This is a genomic window from Oscillibacter sp. (assembly GCF_028693505.1).
Lineage (GTDB): Bacteria > Bacillota > Clostridia > Oscillospirales > Oscillospiraceae > Oscillibacter.
Window position 1 is genome coordinate 38491 of record NZ_JAQUVF010000016.1, and the last position, 17276, is coordinate 55766.

Consider the following 17276-nt stretch of genomic DNA (forward strand, 5'->3'; position numbering starts at 1 on the left):
CAGAGGTGCATGCGTACCGGGCAAAACCCGTCGAGCCGCAGAGGCGCTATGCTGCCTTCCATATAATCCTGTGGGGCAGAGAGGATCTGGCATAATGAAAGAAAGTCTATCGTTCATTCATAAATCGCAAATCATTTCCGTAATCGAAAAAATGCTGCTTTATTTCGATCCCAGATTGGTTGACCACGGAGAGCGCGTTGCCTATATCGTTTTAGAAATGCTGCGACATGCGCAGCCACCGCTTGACATTGATCAAGACAAGCTTCTCATTCTTAGTTTGCTACATGATGTTGGCGCTTATAAAACGGAAGAAATTGATGAAATGGTTTCTTTTGACAGCGGGTCTGTCTGGAGCCATGCTATCTATGGGTACTTATTCTTAAAATATATGTCCCCGATTGGTGACGAAGCCGAAGCAATTTTGTATCATCATCTTGATTACCGTGATTACGATAAAACGGATAGTCAATATCTCAATTACGCGGGGCTTATTTGCCTGGCAGATCGGATTGACATTTTGAATGTCACCGACGCCGGTCAGCGCGATTTCAGCCTTATTTTAAAGCATAGCGGCAAGCGCTTTCACCCGGAATATGTGAAGCTTTTCTTTCAGTCCGATCCGAACCAGATTGCGGAGAATTTGAGAAACGGAAATTACCGTGAAACCGTTACAAAGGCGGTGGAACAGCTCGATCTGACAGTGGAGCAAGCCTTTGAATATCTCAAAATGATGGTGTTTTCCGTGGATTTCCGCAGTGAATATACTGTGACGCATACCATGAATACCACTGCCATCAGTCTGGAACTGGGTAAATGCCTGGGACTCCCCATTGAGGAAATCAAAAAGCTTTATTTGGGAGCGATGCTTCATGACGTCGGCAAAGTAGCCATCAGTCCCGACATTTTGGAATTTCAGGGCCGGCTGACTTCGGAGCAAATGGAGATCATGAAGCGGCATGTTGCGTATACGCATGAAATTATCGAAGGACTGGTGGATGAGGAAATTGTTAAAATTGCTTCCCGTCACCACGAAAAATTGGACGGCAGCGGATATCCGGAGGGATTGAAAGAAGCGCAGTTAACGATGCCGCAGCAGATCGTCGCTGTTGCGGATATTGTCAGTGCCCTGACCAGTAAACGAAGCTATAAAGAAGCTTTTTCAAAGGAAAAAACTGTGGATATATTGCGCCGCATGATGCAATCAGGCCAGCTATGTGCGGCGGCGTGTGAAATCATGATCAGCCGTTTTGATGAAATCCTGTCAGTGACGGATACCAGCCGTGATCCGATCATCCGGTTGTATGGTACCATAAATTTTGAAGCCCCGCAACGCGCAGAAAGGCCGGAAATACTGAACTTTCAACCCGTGAAGCGTCGCTTGTCGCGGGTAGGTTAGAAACACATTAGAAACATTATTTTAGCCCATGTTTAGCAATCTCGATCAACGTTAGACGGCGGGTTCATTGTGCTTTCAAAAACAATTCCATCCTTGGTATTTTCCGCCGTGGACTTCTTATAATACGCATTTTGGCTTACGGCATATGCGCCCCAAGCTACACTTGGAAGCGCCGTTAACCAAGGCAACGAAGCCGTGAATCCTTTATGGACACAGTAAAAAGCCAGCACGATATATGAAATCGTAATGATCCAGATTAGTAAACTATCCTGACGAAGAAGCGTTTTTGAAAACGCTTCTTTTCGTTCATGTTTGCCGCGCATTACGCTTTACCGATGAATTGAGCAAACCGATACATCATGACACACATGGCTTCACGGGTTAAAGGCGCTTCCCATTGATAATTCCCGGTTCCATCACCAAGAATAATACCATTGTCCATGGCCCATTGTCTACCTGTTTCACTCCATGTCGAAGCGTCGTTATCCTTCAAAGGGGCCATAAGCTTTCCCCACAGGGCCGTGATTTGATCTTCAGTCAACGTTTCAATGTTAGGCATTTCTTCATTATCCTCCATTTCAGATTTTGTATAATAACCGGGAATACCATAGCCCCTGATGTACTTTGAATTAACTTGAAGGGTTCTTTTCTTTACAGAATTAGAATAATTCCCTTCAATGACAGTGATCGTGCTTCCAATCACGCCCGCAACAATACCGACGTGATCCGCCGAACCAGTGTTATTTCCGGCCCCGGTATCTTCCCAATCGTAAAAAATAACGTCCCCCTTTTGCGGAGTAACGCTTTCATCTTCTTCCCATTGGCTGACGTCATGGGCCTTATAGAGTTGGATCATACTTTCACAACCACATTCAGTAGGCATAATATCAGTAAGACCAACTTTTATAGATACCGCAGAAACAAACGTGGCACACCAAGCGTCAGTGTATTTCACAGCGTAACCCCGCGCCAAAGGTTTATGGGAATTATAAAGGTCTATGATCTGCTTATGGGTTCCATCTTGTTCATTACAACCAAGATAGCTTTGGGCAGTTTCAACAACCAAGTTTCTAAGCTGTTGTTCCGTCATTGGTTATTCACCTTCTTTAGTAATAGCTTCCACGGCGTTCTGTACGCCTTCCACGGCCTTTTTCACGGCGGCGGAATCAATCTTCCCTTCAGTGATGATGTACGTCACCACGGACGCTACAGCAACCACAGCGCCGGAAACCGTGCTAATGATCCCTTCATCCAAACCGAATACAAGACCAAGGCCGGTAGCAATACCGACCACAGCGGCCCATAATTTGCGGCTGGATAATTTCTTTATAATTGTTGACATAAACTTTCCTTCTTTCATTCTTTTACTTGATAGGGCTTTACAATATCATCCAAGCGTTTATGGGCTTGCTTGGCGGATTCCTCCACCCGAATGAGCCGTTCCCGATCTTCTTTAACGTCATTCTTTACGTTGGTCATTTCAGATTTGATTTCGGTGATTCCTGTTCCAATGTTTTCCAGCTTGACAATCACGGTTGTCATTTCGGTGGCGTCCTTTTTATCATCTGATTTGGCGCTCCGGCGTTGGGTAGAAATACCAAAAAAGATGGAGAAGGCAAGCGATAAACCTGAAATCAAAAGAGCAACTTCAACCGTCATAACATCCTTCCTTTCTTCAAAAAAATGGCCCCCTGCCGGTATTAGGAACCGACAGGGGGAAAGCCGGATAGGGTGTTATTCGGCCAATTCGGGGCATTCCAGATCAATCAAGATTTGCTTTACCTGATCCCTGATCGTAAGCGGGACTTGATCGATGGTTTTCTTGCCTTTGACGATCAGGGTTGCATAAATAACAGCCATTTCAGTCACTTCCTTTCTGAAGAAAATTTTAAGCAAAAAATCAGACCACATTGGATTCACTATCCAAAATGGCCTGAACTTCAGCTTTCAGTTTTTCGGGGACGTCATTGATTGTTTTCAGTCCCTTTCGGATAAGATCAGCATAGATTTTAGTCATACGAATTCACTTTTCCTTTCTTATGCGGTAGTAGTTGAAGTAACCAATTCGTAAACATCTACCAACGCAAGTTGTGTGTTGGTCATTTGGGTGTCCAGTAATTGGATGTATTCATCTTTGCTGTACTGGATCAACTCATACTGATACCCGGTGAACGTATCTTCTCCCACCGGTTCCGTAATTTCGGTGATATTGCTGCTAATCCACACGCTGGAATCATCAATCGCCAAAGAAGAAGGTTTCACGGTGCTTTTTACAACTCCAAAGTTTTTCATATTTTACCCTGCCTTTCGTTTAATTTTGCTTAAATAATATTGATCGCAATAGGGCCGTAATGGTTCAAGATATTTTTGGGATAATCGAAACCCATTGCAATGGATCAACCAACCGTGATATGAATTAACCGAACACCATTCTGAATAAGACATTTCGCCGTCGTGTTGCAGCTTGGCCAATATTCCGTTCATTTTTCGCTTCATCTGTATGCAAGTTGATTTTCGTAATAGTGTATAGCCGGGAAAAATACGATAACCGACAAAGTCAATACCTCTGGATGAAACCGGGAACACCTGCCAATTTGGTTTAAGGGTTAATTTCAGTTTTGTCCAAAGGTATTCAGTTATTTCAGTTTTCAAAGCGTGAAGTTCTTCTTTGCTGCTTGCCAAAATAACAACATCGTCCATATATCTGAAATAATGCCGAATTCGCTTATTTTCTTTCATCCAATGATCAAAGGATGAAAGATAAAAATTTCCGCCATATTGGGAATGATAGTTCCCAATCGGAAGCCCTTTGTGATCAGCGGCGGTTGCCTGTAAACGAATAAGATCATCATTGTCAGCGGTGTCAATGCTGTCTATAATTTCATCCAAAGATTCCAATAAATCACGATCTTTGAACAGGGTTCTGTATTTGGTTTTTAAAATGTCATGATCAATGGATTGATAATAGTGCCGAATGTCGAACTTCAGGCAATACCGGGTTCCTTGGGCATCTTTAGTGATTGCCGTTTTAATATCGGTCAACGCCTTATGGATTCCACGGTTTGGAATGGCTGAATAAGTGAATGAAACAAGATTCTTTATTAGAACCGGCTCGATTACCTGAAGGATTGCCCATTGTGCCACGCGGTCTGGAAAATACGGTAATTTATAAATAGTTCTTAGCTTTCCACCTTCTTGTTTGGTAAACGTTTCATAGGAAGAAGTTTTGAACGTATGGTTCAAAAGCATTTCTTGAAGATTTGCCAAATATCGGTTTGGATCACTGTCAATTTCTTTTACTTCTTCATACCAACCTTTTCCCTTTCTCGCGTGTTGGTGGGCCAGCTTTAAATTTTCAATTGAACAAACCTGTTCCCACAAATGCCCATACCGTTTCATTTGCGTTCCTTTGTGTATGCGATTAACCGAACCTTCAATTATAAAATTTACCAATACGGTTTATCTTAGATTTTATGTTTTGCCAAGTGGCAGGGTAAAACAGACGAACTATATTGAAACCCCCTTTGAATGTTGAATCCAAAGGGGGCGTTCAAGCAAACCATGGCGCATTTACAAGCTGCCTGCTGATATTCTGATTACGATTACTGGAACTGTTATTCAGATTCACATAGAAACCACTGGCATTAGAACTGTTATTCCAATTACTGCCTAATTTACAAACTTAGTTTCTTTTTTTTTATGAATAATCAGTCAAGCGGTCTGTTTTACCCACAATTGATTAAGCTACAAGAGAAGGAATATACACAAGCCGCCCGCCGATACGCCGATCACGATTACCGGAACCGTTACCCAGAAACACATAGAAACCACCGGCATAAGAACCGCTACTCCAATTACCGCCCAATACACAAACCCGCCAGCCGGAATTTACAATGTCCTGATAGTAGTAATCCCCCACGGGAAGGGCGCTGCTTCCAGTTGTTTCAGACGGAATGAACAGCCAATCAAAGGATTCATTATAAGCAAACGCCGAAATGTACCCGTTGACTTGGGCGGCGCTGATTCCCGCGTCAGAATAGGGGGAAGCGTCCGTATCATCTGTGAACGAATGATCGGCTACATATACATAGCCAAGGTTCGGCCCATTTTTGATGTTGATCCCGTCAACCCATTTCCAAATGTTGCCATAAAAGTTTTCTTCACCGCGATAAGAAACCACGTTGAACCCGTTGGTGTTGGTTACAGAACCGCTTGCATTTCCAAGGGTTGCGGTAGCTCCGGTAATTTCAGTCATGGACGTGGTGCCATCGTCTGTTTTATTGGTTACCCCAACGCCCAATTTGGATTGCATGTCCATAGAACCATATTCGATGGTGAACAGAAGTTCGGTCATGGCCATAGTTTGGATTAACTGTTGTTCCCACCCGATTCCGCGATTTTCAGCTAACTTTCGGACATTTGCGCGGGTTAAGGTGTTCAAAAGTCCACTGGCCGGTTTTGCCCCATTGATGGAAGAAAGCTTATCCCCCGTAGACACGGTGAAGTCCGCCGTCACATCATCGTTCAAAACGTAGGCCCCGACTGAAGTATCAAAGATCGTTCCTTCAAAAGCGGAAAGATAAATGTAATTATTCACTTTACCGTTGCAGACAAACGCGGGATGAATTTTAAATCCGGCTTGCTGATAAGGGCTAACGTAATACCGGGCTTTTCTCATGTGGTGGCCTTTACCGATATATCCCGGCATCGTTTTCGTAACCGTTGCAGTAACCCCGGTGCTGGCCCCGTCGAAAGTGGCCGTGACTTTTGTGCCGGTTTTGTTGCAAGTAAAAATTGCAGATGTTCCACTTCCGCTTACAGTCCAGCCGCTAAAGGTTGCCGCTCTGATTTTCGCGGCAATCAAAGCCGCTGTATTGTCCGTACTCAAAACGGCAACCGTGAAGGCGATACCGTCAAGGGTGATCGTTAAGTTTCCAGCCGCCGACGCTCCCGCAGTTACGGCGATAGTGTCAACTTCTGCGAATTCAATTTTACTAAGGGTAATCGGAACAACCTTGTAATAAAATTTAGGTTGTTCAACCATTACTTGAACTTTTGTCCCAACGGGGTAATTGACATTGTTCTTGGTGATTGCTACGATCAACGCACCAGTTTCGGTATAGCCGGTTTCACCGTAATAAGCCAAAACAATCCCGGCGTCGGTCATAATGCAACGCTTACGCCCACCGAAACACGGGATTGAATCAAATGAGCTTCCCGGCGTTTTTCCGATTGCCCCGGCCAAACGAGTGAAGGTTTTATTGGTATAGTCAACTTCCGCCCCATAAATGGACGTGTCAGAATATCCAATATAGCCTTTAATATCGGAAATTTCATTTTCCAGCGTTTGGATTTCCGCAATTGTGGCCGTCGCTGCCGGATCAACCGTTAAACTGACATTGCTGGCATTTGTCACCGCCGTGGTCAAAGTCACATATACCCCGGACACGGTAAGGCCATTATATGCCGGTACATATCCAGTTACCGAAGCGCCGGAAACACCATAGAGAATTTCACCTTCATCAGGATCAATGGCATATACCGCAATTGTGGCCAAAGTATACCCAACGGTAACGGCGGTATTATCCAAGGCTGTTTCAATTTTCACCGTGGCGGTGTTTACTTTTGTAACCTTGGAAATGGCAGCGCTTTGTTTGATATTGGAAATGCTTGTAAGCGCTGGAATTTGATCATCCGTGTACACCGTGGAAGATGTAACGACGCGGGTAAATTGAACCCCGGACGATCCCGCGATTATTTTTGCAATCAAATCACGGCCTTTGTTCGTCGGAATCATGGTTCTGAATTCTGCCATTAGAAAACCTTCTTTCAAAAATTATTAGTCTGAAATATTTATTGCTTCAGCATAAACAATGCCGGTTGCCAATTTGTGTTCAACGCTTATGGCCGGTTTCATGATTACGGCATCAGAAAGATGAACAATATCACATTGCCCAACCACACCGATCAGCTTCTTGGTTTCATTAAGTGAAGCATAAATATTTCCAGCGTCAGAAAGGTTGATTTTATCGCAAACGGTCATTCCCGTTGCAATGTACTTAGTTTCAGCGGGGGGAATGGACAAAATTTTATTTATGGAATTGATAACCAAATTGCATGGAATCATATCATCCAATACAATTTTAAGGGCGTCGATCTGTCCGGCCTGATCCCAATAGGTGGTTAGATTCAACAGGTAGGTTCCTTTTTCAATTTCAACAATGAAGTCTAAACCATTAGACATAGAATCCATTTTTGAATTCAGTAAACTGATGGTATAGGGAAAATCGTTGTCAATTCTCGCTTTTATACGGAACCGCCGATAATCTAACGTTTCACTTCCTTTCGGGGTAATGGATAGAATTTTTTCCCATCTGGAAAGACCATATTCGCTGGACGTATCAACAAACTGATCATTTAGCCCTTGATCTACCGCGTCCCACGCTTGATCAAGGGCGAATTGCTGGCCATCGGTAAGGGCCTTCATTTCACGAACGGCCCTTAAAACGTGGGGAATGTAATTTATGATTTGTCTATCCATTCAGTTCACCCCGGATTGGGATATTATTGGCCCCAAGAATCAAGTTCGCCGCCGTGCCATTGATTGTGGTTCCGGCAACGTCAACCACGCCCGGACAGGCTAAAAGCGTGGTTTCAATACCGCTGATCCTTACCACTAATGGATCATTGGAATTTGCCCATCCTTTAGACAAGCCAAGCAAATAGGCATCAATGGCGCTTTGGGCATATGATTTTACATCGTCCCAAGTCCAACCGCTTTGGTACGTAATTGTTACGGCAATATTCACCGCCGTGTTATTGACGCCTTCAACCGTTACAAAATGGCCAATAGGAGCAAGGCCCAAACCTTCAGCATGAGCGGACGCCGGATCAATAGTTTCTTGAACCAAGTCCACAAGGGCCATGGAAGGCTTGCTGAAGGTGGAATCAATCACAACCAACCTGATACACCCGCCAACCGTCAACAGCCCGTCTTGCGCCGCCGTAGACGTCGCAGCAAGCCACGTTTGAATTGCTGCCGGAACATCGGTTAAAGAAGCGTACCATGTCGCATAATCCGTAGGAAGGGCCAGATCAGCCGGTTTTATATTGCCGTTCCATTCGCGGTAAACTTTGACGCCCCCCACGCCGGAAATGGCGTTGACCTTTTCTTTGTAATCGGCCACGTTTCCGCCAAAGGCTTGGGCGTCCAAACTGTCAAAATATCGCTGCCGGAAAACCTCGGTATCTTCTTCATCCTCGCCGGGGATCAAGATTTCCGTAAGCTGGGCGGTTTCTAAACCATTGATATATTCCACCGGGATCAGGGTTCCGACGTATTCATTGCCCTTTTCACCCTCGGTTTCGCATTGCAGCTTATAAACGCCGTTGGAAATCTTTTCGGTTATTTTATAGTTCAGATCGTTCAGGCTGAATCGGGTTCCCGTGGCCAGTTCCAACGTTGTGGGGGTAAATTCCCCCTTGCAGATCGCTTTTGTGGCGGAATAAGGCGTCAACCCCCGTTCAGCTGCCCGAAGGATCAGATAAGGGCGGCTTGCAGTATCGGCAAAGGTTTCATTCAGGATTGTATCAAGTTGAATGTAAAGGTTTTGCAATTCCACCGCCGAAGGCGCTTGGCCATACCAAACCAATGAACCTTCTCGGGTGTCCACGTTGGCGTTCTTGGCAATGACCACGGCCAGCATGGATTTCAGCAAGCTTTCATAAGTAATATTTTCATACATTAGATTTCCACCGCCTTTTCTGTTTGAATGTCACCAAATATCGTTGTGACCGTGAAGGTGGCGTGAACTTTTCCACGGTTCACTTCAAATTCAAAATCATCAACGGCGGTGATCCGTTCATCCTGAAGCAACGCTTCCGTGATCCGGCGCTTCACTTCAGGAAGTACGAATGAAATTGGTTGCCCAAATAAATCCTTCAGTTCCACGCCATAGTTCCAAGTGTGGATCAGGTATTCATATCGTTCCACGTTCAAGATCAGGTAAATGACTTGTTTCATGGCTTCAATATTATCCACATGTCCGGCAACCGTGCTTTGACTGATGTTCAGTTTGAAGGTGTTGGTTGGAAATTCCGCAAATTCAAAATCCTGTTGCAGATCATCCGATACTTCAGGAATCATGTTCAAGCCCCCAATCGGTCAATGACCAAGTATTTTTGACCGCCCTGAACGCGGATCAGAATAACTTTTTCCCCCACGGCCAAGCCGTTATGAATTTGAAACGCCTTTTTTCCCGCGTAGGCGTGATGATGGGATTCAAAAGCAGCGTCCCCGGAACCCCCGCCCGTATCTTCAGTTTGGTGGTTTACAGTTTCATAAACTGTAAAGTCCGTAACGTTTCGGGCGAGAATCAGCATTTTGGCCGAAAGGATTAATTTTTGATCTACTTGGATTTTCAACGGGGACGCGGAAACAACCGTTCCAAATACAACGTTGACCGGCTTTCCGGCTTCTACGGCGTCCACCGCTGCCGTTTTCACAGTTTCAAGAAATTTAGGCAATGAATTCACCGCCAATCAAGGTTAAATCCATAAGGTGTTCACTTTCGGTGAACGTATGCTTAACTTTTTGAACTACCATGTAATTTTTCGTGATAATATCGCCAAGGTTCAGATTGACCACAACCGCGCAACCGGCATGAACGCGGGGATCACCGAAGGCGTTTTTTACGGTCAAGGTTCGGGTTTTCTTATCGTACAAGCCCAATAGAGCGGTGGCCCGTGCAGCGGCCCCGGTATTATTTTGAAGGGCTTCATGGTATTGCAGGACGCCCCAATTGTTTATGTTGCTGCCGTCTTGCGCAATATAAATTTCACGCTTGCCGGTTTTATCATTGTCATAGATCAACTTAATCTTGTTATAGGTCTGATCGTCAATACTGGACGCATAATCAAAATCTTCAGCGGTTTCAGCGTCGATCAGCAAATCCAGTTTCATGGATTCAACGTTTTTTAACGTCAGTTTTCCAAAATCATCATAGAGAACATAAAGCTTCTTGGTATTCCGAAGGGTGACGTCCAAAGCGTTTTGGATCATGTCGAATAGGCCCGTGTTTTCCTCCACGGCGGATTCAATTACATAGCCGGTATCTTCCAGCGTTCCGCATTGAAGATTGAAATCATCGGCCAGCATCTTGACCACTTCAGACGCCTTTTTCCCTTCATAGGTAATGGTATCTTTATTTTTTAAATACCGCAGCTGATCATAAGCGGTAACAGAAATAGTGTTGGCTTTGGAACGCTTTTTGATGAACACGAAACCGTAAAACATTTTGGTTCCGTCTACCGTAAATCGAACGGCGTTTCCTTCCTGAAAGTTTAACGAAGCGTCTTTCACAACATCGAACGTCAACTTTCCGGGCGTTCCCTTCCGTTCGGTGGTCAGGCTGATTCCTTCCACGACGGCGGGTTGATAGATTTTTGAACCGTTCTGAATAAGAAGTTCCACCGTCATGGTTTCATCCCTTTCACGAAGGCAAGGTTAAAACTTGCCCGGCATAGATCAAATTTGGGTTCTTGATCTTGTCTTTGTTCAAATTATAGATTTCCGTATACCGGGAACCATTGCCAAGATATTTCTTGGCAATGTTCCACAGGCAATCGCCTTTTTGAACGGTATAGGTTTTTACTGCCGGGGCCGTGCTGGTGTCCCTTGTCGCGGTGGCCGTTGCTTTTGGGGTAGCCGCTGCAACCGGCTGTTCAATCGTGATTACTTTGGTTCCCCAAGGTTTATATTGCTTCAGCTTCACGGTTGCCTTGACGTCCATTCCATTGGCTTTAGCATCTTCATCAAGGGTGTAATCCTCCATGGAAACTGACAAATTAGTGTCAAACAGAAGCTTTCCACCGGGGGTGGTTCTGGAAACGATGAATCGGAAGCTTTTTTTATTCGTTTTCAGGGCTTCCAATTTGTCCAGATAGTATTTCGGCGTCTTGGGCGTTCCATTGACGAACGGATAACTGACCGCAGGAATGTTCATTTCAAAGGAAACTTCAGTCAGCCCGGCTTTTTTCAGAACATTGATTTCACCTTCATTGATCAAGGTAATGGTTTTGTTCTGATTATTGATCTTCAGCTTCAGCGCCCCCGGCGTGATCGGAAGAAGAACGCCGTCCAGATAAAAATTATACGGCATCAGTCATGCACCCCTTCCGCCGAAACGTCAACTTCTTCAACCATTTTGGTGGCCAAACCGTCCATGATTCCATCAAGGTCAAGTTCGCTGTTAATGTGATTTTCATTGGTCTGATGGATCGTAACTTCAGCGGTAGTAAAACGGTTAATTGCTTCACGTTCCGCAATATCGTTCAGGTATTCCAAACTATCTTCCGCAATGTCAAGAGATTTCCCCGTATTATCTGCCGTGGTGCCGGTATTTGCTGCCGTAGCGTTCGCAGCATTTCCAAGGTCATAGGCTCCCAAAGCATCATTGGCACCGCTAAATAGGCCGGAAACCTTATTGGCCACACCGTCACCCCAAGCCGCGCCAGCTGAAAAAGCATCAGACGCCCAACCGCTTTGATAGGTGTCGAATGTGTTCATGCCTTTATTAAAAGCGTCGGCCACAGAAGTATAATCTTCCATATTGCCGGACGCAGCGGCGCTTTTTGCGGCGTAATCACTGGCCGCGTTGGTAATGCCGGAATAATCGAATTCTACGAAAGGAAGCTTGTTCAGGGCTTCACAGATACCGGCCACAACCGTCAAAGCGGTGGACAGTAAATTGTAAAACCAAGATTGAACGCCGCTGATCACGTTATGAAATGCGGTGCCAATATTACTGGCACAGGCGCTTAAAGCGTTCCAAATGCCCAAGGCAATGTTAGCCACGGACAAGCCCAAATTCTTGAAAAAAGCAATCACGACGTTAACGCCGCCGCAGATCACCCCAAACCCGGACGTGGCCACGCCGGTAAATTTAGCGATTGCCGCACATACGGCATAGATAACGGCAATCAGCGCAATGATCAAAAGAACGATCCACGTCAACGGACAGGCCAGCAATGCGGCATTCAGGCCGTATTGGGCCGCAGTTTCAGCGAAGGTGGCCCCGGTTGCCAGGGCTTGGGCCGACGCCTTGACGCCTTCAGAAAGGGCCACAGCGCCATTGATCAGGCTGACAATGGCACCAACTACGTTATAAGCAACAAACGCGGCCACAAGCGCCCAAACAATAGGTTCCAGAATAGACCAATTATCAGATACCCAAGCCGCCGCACTCACCAAACCGTCAAACACGGCGGTGGCAACAGCTGCCAGAGTATAAAGGCCATTGATCAAGCCATTGACCATCTGTTGAAATCGTTCAGAATTTCCAACTTCATTCAGCTTTTGCAAAATCGGTTGAAAAGCCAAAAGCGCCTGATTCTTCATAGAAGTCCAAATTTGATCCCATGTCTTGGGCATGGCGTCAAACTTGGCGTTGGTTTCATCGGTGGCGGCAAGGATCGCGTTTTTCACAATTTCCGCCGTGATTTGGCCTTCTGCCGCCATATCTCTGATTTGTCCAATAGGAACGTCCAAATATTTTGAAACGGCTTGAATCAGGGTGGGCGCTTGTTCAAAAACGCTTCTTAATTCATCACCGCGCAGGACGCCGGACGCCATAGCTTGGGTAAGCTGAAGAAATGCGGCGGACGCTTCAGCGGTTGAAGTTCCGGCAATGGTGAAGTTTTTCTGAACCTGTTCAGCAAACTGAATTAGTTCATCGTTATTGGCGAAAGCATCAGCGGCATTCACACCCAATTTGGAAACGCTTTGAATCATGTCAAGATAATTGGCGCGGGAACGCTGGGCGGAAGCGTAAATCTTGGCTTCCAAAGCGTCCACGCTGCCGCCATCGTCCACGATCAGGTTCAACCGGGCGGTTCCTTGGGTAAGCTGATCAGAAATGTTAAGGACTTTTTGAAGGCCCATAACCCCGCCAATAGAAATGGCAATGCCTTTGATTTTATTCCAAAGATCATCAGCGGCGGAACCGCCGTTTCGGATCGCATTGTTAAAATTATTTTGATTTTGTTGGGATCGACGGATACTTTCATCAATACCATCAAAGGCGGTTTCCGCTTTGGCCAACTCCACCCGCGCTTGTTGAATGGATTCCGTATCAACGGCGTTTCCCGATACTGCTTGCATTTTTTCAAAGCTGTTCAGAACAATTCCCATTGCCCGGTTCATGCTTTGCAGCGGGGCGGTCATACCGTCATATAAGGCGATTGCCGTTCTAAGGGTTGCCATGGAAGTCACCACCTTTGATAAAAGTAGGACGGCGGATCAATGCCGCCGTCCCCGTCTGGATTTCGCGTCAATTTCTTTTTGCCGTTTTTTCTCCCGATCTGCCCGAATTTCCAAACAAGCCACGACCACGGCTTGTTCATTATCTGACAATTCAAAAAATTCATGTGGCCATTTATGAAGTTCGTGAAGGCAAAAGTAAGCGATAGCCGCTTCACCATCACCTTCACTGATTAGTTTTTTACTTCATCCACCTTGTCCCTGAAATCCACGTCGAAGCCGCAAATTTCCTGAATCTTGTTCAGGTAATCGGCATATTCACCGGGCGTCAGCATCTTTTTCAACAGGGCGTCGGCTCCCATAACGCCATAGCTGTCCTGAAGTTCCTTATCATTCAGATTGGGGAATACGGTACAGGCCACGGCCAATTTGCCAACATAAAGGTTGCTGTCAGTTTCATTGGTGTATTGGTTGCGCTTGCCGGGAACGGGCATCCTTTTTGTACAGGATTTGCGGATCGCTTCATCCTCGGCGCTGTCAATGGCCTTGATTTCCCATTCCATGGGCTGGCCGTTTTCATCCAAGAACCGTTTAGAAACAATGTGTTTCACATTGTCAATGGGAAGGGCGTTTTGTGCCAAAAAAGCGGAAATACTCATAATTCAAACCTCCTGAATTAAAATAGAATTAAATGGAAAAAGGCCCGTCCGCTGAAAATAACGGACGGGCCTTCTGAATTACACCATGCCGTCCAAATTGGTGAAGGATTCCTGAAGTTCAAAATCTTCAAAGGTGAAATCCATATCTTCATCCAGATAATCAGCATCGGCGTCAAACTTGGCCAGAATGCCGCCGTCCATATTGCAATCCTTCAGGATCACAGTTTGACGGCCAACCGAAGAAGTGGGATCTTCATTCGTTACCTGAATGTCAAAATAGACGTCCTCGCCGCTGTCCTTGTAACGCTTCATCAGCTGCCGGAAGATCGAAGTGTTATAGTGGAACGTGGCGGAACCCGTACCCTTCCAGCCGGTGGCCTTGTTGCCTTTGCCGGTTTTGCCAAGGATCGGAACTTCTGTTTTGTTCTTGTCAAATTTGGCTTCAAGGTTGATCGCTTGCATGAAGCAATAGCGGTTATCCTCGATAGTCACGAAGCATTGTGCCAAAGAAGCAGAAACGGCGTCTTTGGCGTTCATAACATTGTTCATACCGTTTTACTCCTTTCTTACTGAACGTAAACGGTCATGTAAAGCTGGGCCATTGCGTTCACCGGCGTCACATAATCCGTCACGACAACTGCTTTCTTGTCCGTGCCTTGGGCAACGGTGACATTATCACCGCTGAAGTTCTCAATGGCGCGGATGGTCTGAAGATCGTTGTGGTGTTTCACAATGTCATTCCACAGGCTTACGCGGCCAGCGTTGTCATTGGGAACCTTGCCCAAATATTTGGTGCCGAACAGAAGGGCAATATCATTGCCGATCTGATCCAGAACGCGGATGGTCTGATTGCTGGAAAAATCGGAAGATTTCGCGTCCGTCACAGATACGAAAGTGTTAATGTCCTCCAACACCCGAACGGTATCGTCAACCTTATGGAACATCAGCTTTCCGGCCTGAATCCCGGCTTCCAGTTCGCTTTGGGTGTAATCCGTATCAACGGAGTATTCACCGGTGTAAGTGGCGTTTGTCAGGCTCTTATTGACCGGACAACCGGCTTCCGCTCCCGTGGCCCAATAGATCAAGGCCGGGTTGGTAAGATCGCCAACCAAACCGTTTTCAACGCTGATCACGCCTTCATAATCGAAAGCGTTGTATTTGAATAGAACGGTTTGGAACTTCACGCCGTTATCATCACGCATACGCTTATTGAACGCGGCGAACAGGCCCTTGATCGTGTCCGTGGTTGCCAAGCACCCCATGACGTTGAAGGAATACGATTCAATCTTATCCAAATACGTCTGATAGGAAGCATCTGCAACCGTGCCGTCCGTGCCGTTTGCCAGCGGCGTCCCTGCCGTCAAAGCAATGGTGGCCGTGGGAATAAAGGTCACATAATCGTTGGCCGTCAGGCCGGACATGGCGGTAACGCCCTTTTGGACGTCAACCACCAAGGAATCCAGCACCGTGGAAACGTCATAGATCGGATTTTCGGTTGTGCTGTTTTCATTCGCTTCAATCACGATCTTCAGAGAATTGCCACGGGTGCCGGTATATTTAGCCGTTGCGTAGTTGTTGGCCGCTTTTACGCCGCCCGTGTTCAGTTTGTAGAAATAGCCGGTCTTGATGTTCTGGAACAGATCACGAAGGCCCTTCAGCTTATCGTTTGTATACGCATAGCCGAAGATTTTCAGGCTGTTTTTCTGGAATTCATCAGCGGTGACGGTGAAAACCTCGCCGTCCGCGCCCCAATCCAAATCAAGGGGCATGGTTGCGAAGCCACGATCAGAAAGCGTTGCGGACGCTTTGGAAACGCTGACGAAATTGATATAGCTGCCGGGAAGAACTTTGTTTTGCACCAAGAAGGTGCCGCCGCCCAAAGCCATATTCAGTCACGTCCTTTCATAAAATCGTTGATGATGGAATCCACGTCCGCCAAAGTGTATTCCACGCCATCTTTAAGCAGGGTGGCCAACAGGTCAACCCGCTTCCGATACCGCTTGAAGGTCAATAGTTTGGCCTTGCTGAACTTTATTTCAACGGGTTCAGCGTCAGCGGCAACGGGCTTGTTCTTTGTTGCCATAAAAAATCACCCTTTCGTCACCCCAACGTCAGAATCCACGCTTTCCATTTCGGGCGGGGTGTACTGCTTGACTAAATAAACCGTATAGGTCACAAAGCAATGAAGAACGCCGTCAATGATCTGAAAGGATTTATCCAAGCCCCGCAGCGTGTCACCATTGGGAAGGGTGACGTACTCCAAGACGGTCAGAATGTCGGCGGCTTTGTTGATCATGTCCCCGTTATTCGTGCCGTCAAGCGGGAAATAATGCACGTCCAAGGGAACAATCAGTTTTGAACGCCGGTTCAGTTGCGGCGTCCATTGCGGTTGAAGAATAGCGATAAAAAAACAGGGTTCTTTCAAATCCTGTTCCACGCCATCCTTATAAATTTCGTAGGCGTCCCCAAAAACCCCGTTCAGCCCAAGGGAAACGCCTGTAATGATTTCATTGACCATTTAAATGTTCCCCCAAAAACTGAATCAACTTCTTTTCCAACAGGGCCGGGGATTGGGCTTGAAGTTCCTGTTCCGAAATCGTCAGCATGAACCGCCCTTTCACCCAACTGGCCTTCAGGCGTTTCCCAATGGCCGGAACATACCGCCCCGGCGTTTGCCGGTGGCCGTATTCAACATAAGACGCATAATGAACCGGGTTCACGATTTCAATTATGAATTCGTTGCCCTGATGAACAACGGGAAGGCTTTTCGCATAGGTCACGCCGTCCGCGTTGCCCCCTCCCGCTGCCGCTTCCTGTTCCGTTTTAGCCGTCCAACCACGGCGCAGGGTTCCACCCATGTGGGTGGTGATATAGGTTTTTTTAACCTTTCCGTTCTTCAGTGTCTTGGGTTCGCCTTCCTCTTTGATCGTTTCGCCCACGGGGGTTCGGCGAGATCGGAAGA

General features: G+C 46.3%; 22 protein-coding genes. 1 reads left to right on the forward strand and 21 read right to left on the reverse strand.

The annotated features are described in order from the left end of the window. Positions 1–94: 94 nt before the first annotated feature. Positions 95–1396 carry an HD domain-containing phosphohydrolase gene (locus PHI30_RS06480; RefSeq protein WP_300025534.1) on the forward strand — a complete coding sequence of 434 codons (1302 nt, stop codon included), beginning with the start codon at positions 95–97 and terminating at the stop codon, positions 1394–1396. A gap of 322 nt (positions 1397–1718) precedes the next feature. Here PHI30_RS06480 and PHI30_RS06485 read toward each other — a convergent pair whose 3' ends face one another. From PHI30_RS06485 to PHI30_RS06585, 21 genes are all read right to left on the reverse strand, one after another. Then, complete coding sequence (locus PHI30_RS06485; RefSeq protein WP_300025537.1) at positions 1719–2486, reverse strand: CHAP domain-containing protein; 768 nt, start codon at positions 2484–2486, stop codon at positions 1719–1721. 3 nt (positions 2487–2489) lie between these two features. Continuing rightward, positions 2490–2756, reverse strand: a complete 267-nt coding sequence (locus tag PHI30_RS06490; RefSeq protein ID WP_300025540.1) for a hypothetical protein — start codon at positions 2754–2756, stop codon at positions 2490–2492. After that, positions 2753–3055 carry a hypothetical protein gene (locus PHI30_RS06495; protein WP_300025543.1) on the reverse strand — a complete coding sequence of 101 codons (303 nt, stop codon included), beginning with the start codon at positions 3053–3055 and terminating at the stop codon, positions 2753–2755. The genes PHI30_RS06490 and PHI30_RS06495 overlap by 4 nt, the downstream gene beginning before the upstream one ends. A 75-nt stretch (positions 3056–3130) precedes the next feature. Further along, positions 3131–3256, reverse strand: coding sequence for a CD1375 family protein (locus tag PHI30_RS06500; protein WP_367186345.1), 126 nt, complete (start codon positions 3254–3256; stop codon positions 3131–3133). Between the two features lie 40 nt (positions 3257–3296). Continuing rightward, the gene (locus tag PHI30_RS06505) at positions 3297–3413 is read right to left on the reverse strand and encodes a CD1375 family protein (protein WP_300025549.1); all 117 of its coding nucleotides are present in this window, start codon (positions 3411–3413) and stop codon (positions 3297–3299) included. Positions 3414–3433: 20 nt separating this feature from the next. Beyond that, positions 3434–3688: a hypothetical protein gene (locus PHI30_RS06510; protein ID WP_300025551.1), complete on the reverse strand. Its 255-nt coding sequence runs from the start codon at positions 3686–3688 to the stop codon at positions 3434–3436. 3 nt (positions 3689–3691) lie between these two features. Then, a complete protein-coding gene (locus PHI30_RS06515; protein WP_300025554.1) occupies positions 3692–4795 on the reverse strand; it encodes an RNA-directed DNA polymerase in 1104 nt (367 codons plus the stop codon). Positions 4796–5135: 340 nt separating this feature from the next. Further along, the gene (locus PHI30_RS06520; protein ID WP_300025557.1) at positions 5136–7211 is read right to left on the reverse strand and encodes a hypothetical protein; all 2076 of its coding nucleotides are present in this window, start codon (positions 7209–7211) and stop codon (positions 5136–5138) included. Between the two features lie 24 nt (positions 7212–7235). Then, on the reverse strand, positions 7236–7937 hold the full coding sequence (locus tag PHI30_RS06525; RefSeq protein ID WP_300025560.1) for a putative phage tail protein: 702 nt from the start codon (positions 7935–7937) through the stop codon (positions 7236–7238). Then, positions 7930–9141 carry a baseplate J/gp47 family protein gene (locus tag PHI30_RS06530; RefSeq protein WP_300025564.1) on the reverse strand — a complete coding sequence of 404 codons (1212 nt, stop codon included), beginning with the start codon at positions 9139–9141 and terminating at the stop codon, positions 7930–7932. Before PHI30_RS06530 ends, PHI30_RS06525 begins: the two co-directional genes overlap by 8 nt. Then, a complete protein-coding gene (locus PHI30_RS06535; RefSeq protein WP_300025567.1) occupies positions 9141–9542 on the reverse strand; it encodes a DUF2634 domain-containing protein in 402 nt (133 codons plus the stop codon). Before PHI30_RS06535 ends, PHI30_RS06530 begins: the two co-directional genes overlap by 1 nt. A gap of 2 nt (positions 9543–9544) precedes the next feature. Beyond that, on the reverse strand, positions 9545–9901 hold the full coding sequence (locus PHI30_RS06540; RefSeq protein WP_300025570.1) for a DUF2577 domain-containing protein: 357 nt from the start codon (positions 9899–9901) through the stop codon (positions 9545–9547). A gap of 13 nt (positions 9902–9914) precedes the next feature. Beyond that, positions 9915–10874 carry a hydrolase gene (locus PHI30_RS06545; protein ID WP_300025573.1) on the reverse strand — a complete coding sequence of 320 codons (960 nt, stop codon included), beginning with the start codon at positions 10872–10874 and terminating at the stop codon, positions 9915–9917. A gap of 13 nt (positions 10875–10887) precedes the next feature. Continuing rightward, complete coding sequence (locus tag PHI30_RS06550; protein WP_300025576.1) at positions 10888–11556, reverse strand: LysM peptidoglycan-binding domain-containing protein; 669 nt, start codon at positions 11554–11556, stop codon at positions 10888–10890. Continuing rightward, on the reverse strand, positions 11556–13658 hold the full coding sequence (locus PHI30_RS06555) for a tape measure protein (RefSeq protein ID WP_300025579.1): 2103 nt from the start codon (positions 13656–13658) through the stop codon (positions 11556–11558). Before PHI30_RS06555 ends, PHI30_RS06550 begins: the two co-directional genes overlap by 1 nt. A gap of 230 nt (positions 13659–13888) precedes the next feature. After that, positions 13889–14317, reverse strand: coding sequence for a phage portal protein (locus PHI30_RS06560; RefSeq protein WP_300025596.1), 429 nt, complete (start codon positions 14315–14317; stop codon positions 13889–13891). Positions 14318–14392: 75 nt separating this feature from the next. Further along, positions 14393–14863 (reverse strand): phage tail tube protein, encoded by a 471-nt coding sequence (locus PHI30_RS06565; RefSeq protein ID WP_300025582.1) that lies wholly within the window; start codon positions 14861–14863, stop codon positions 14393–14395. Between the two features lie 17 nt (positions 14864–14880). Next, a complete protein-coding gene (locus tag PHI30_RS06570) occupies positions 14881–16200 on the reverse strand; it encodes a phage tail sheath family protein (protein ID WP_300025585.1) in 1320 nt (439 codons plus the stop codon). A 2-nt stretch (positions 16201–16202) separates the two neighbouring features. After that, on the reverse strand, positions 16203–16397 hold the full coding sequence (locus PHI30_RS06575; protein ID WP_300025588.1) for a hypothetical protein: 195 nt from the start codon (positions 16395–16397) through the stop codon (positions 16203–16205). 6 nt (positions 16398–16403) lie between these two features. Beyond that, complete coding sequence (locus tag PHI30_RS06580) at positions 16404–16832, reverse strand: DUF6838 family protein (RefSeq protein WP_300025590.1); 429 nt, start codon at positions 16830–16832, stop codon at positions 16404–16406. Then, on the reverse strand, positions 16822–17276 hold a 455-nt coding region (locus PHI30_RS06585), incomplete at its 5' end, for an HK97 gp10 family phage protein (protein WP_300025593.1). The genes PHI30_RS06580 and PHI30_RS06585, both read right to left, overlap by 11 nt.

Bases quoted from the DNA above. Each gene is read 5' to 3' on its own strand.
- PHI30_RS06550 (WP_300025576.1), bottom strand. From the start codon at position 11,556: ATGCCGTATAATTTTTATCTGGACGGCGTTCTTCTTCCGATCACGCCG.
- PHI30_RS06525 (WP_300025560.1), bottom strand. From the start codon at position 7,937: ATGGATAGACAAATCATAAATTACATTCCCCACGTTTTAAGGGCCGTT.
- PHI30_RS06530 (WP_300025564.1), bottom strand. From the start codon at position 9,141: ATGTATGAAAATATTACTTATGAAAGCTTGCTGAAATCCATGCTGGCC.
- PHI30_RS06575 (WP_300025588.1), bottom strand. From the start codon at position 16,397: ATGGCAACAAAGAACAAGCCCGTTGCCGCTGACGCTGAACCCGTTGAA.
- PHI30_RS06570 (WP_300025585.1), bottom strand. From the start codon at position 16,200: ATGGCTTTGGGCGGCGGCACCTTCTTGGTGCAAAACAAAGTTCTTCCC.
- PHI30_RS06480 (WP_300025534.1), top strand. From the start codon at position 95: ATGAAAGAAAGTCTATCGTTCATTCATAAATCGCAAATCATTTCCGTA.
- PHI30_RS06500 (WP_367186345.1), bottom strand. From the start codon at position 3,256: ATGGCTGTTATTTATGCAACCCTGATCGTCAAAGGCAAGAAAACCATC.
- PHI30_RS06515 (WP_300025554.1), bottom strand. From the start codon at position 4,795: ATGAAACGGTATGGGCATTTGTGGGAACAGGTTTGTTCAATTGAAAAT.
- PHI30_RS06520 (WP_300025557.1), bottom strand. From the start codon at position 7,211: ATGGCAGAATTCAGAACCATGATTCCGACGAACAAAGGCCGTGATTTG.
- PHI30_RS06490 (WP_300025540.1), bottom strand. From the start codon at position 2,756: ATGAAAGAAGGAAAGTTTATGTCAACAATTATAAAGAAATTATCCAGC.
- PHI30_RS06545 (WP_300025573.1), bottom strand. From the start codon at position 10,874: ATGACGGTGGAACTTCTTATTCAGAACGGTTCAAAAATCTATCAACCC.
- PHI30_RS06505 (WP_300025549.1), bottom strand. From the start codon at position 3,413: ATGACTAAAATCTATGCTGATCTTATCCGAAAGGGACTGAAAACAATC.
- PHI30_RS06580 (WP_300025590.1), bottom strand. From the start codon at position 16,832: ATGGTCAATGAAATCATTACAGGCGTTTCCCTTGGGCTGAACGGGGTT.
- PHI30_RS06535 (WP_300025567.1), bottom strand. From the start codon at position 9,542: ATGATTCCTGAAGTATCGGATGATCTGCAACAGGATTTTGAATTTGCG.
- PHI30_RS06485 (WP_300025537.1), bottom strand. From the start codon at position 2,486: ATGACGGAACAACAGCTTAGAAACTTGGTTGTTGAAACTGCCCAAAGC.
- PHI30_RS06565 (WP_300025582.1), bottom strand. From the start codon at position 14,863: ATGAACAATGTTATGAACGCCAAAGACGCCGTTTCTGCTTCTTTGGCA.
- PHI30_RS06555 (WP_300025579.1), bottom strand. From the start codon at position 13,658: ATGGCAACCCTTAGAACGGCAATCGCCTTATATGACGGTATGACCGCC.
- PHI30_RS06495 (WP_300025543.1), bottom strand. From the start codon at position 3,055: ATGACGGTTGAAGTTGCTCTTTTGATTTCAGGTTTATCGCTTGCCTTC.
- PHI30_RS06510 (WP_300025551.1), bottom strand. From the start codon at position 3,688: ATGAAAAACTTTGGAGTTGTAAAAAGCACCGTGAAACCTTCTTCTTTG.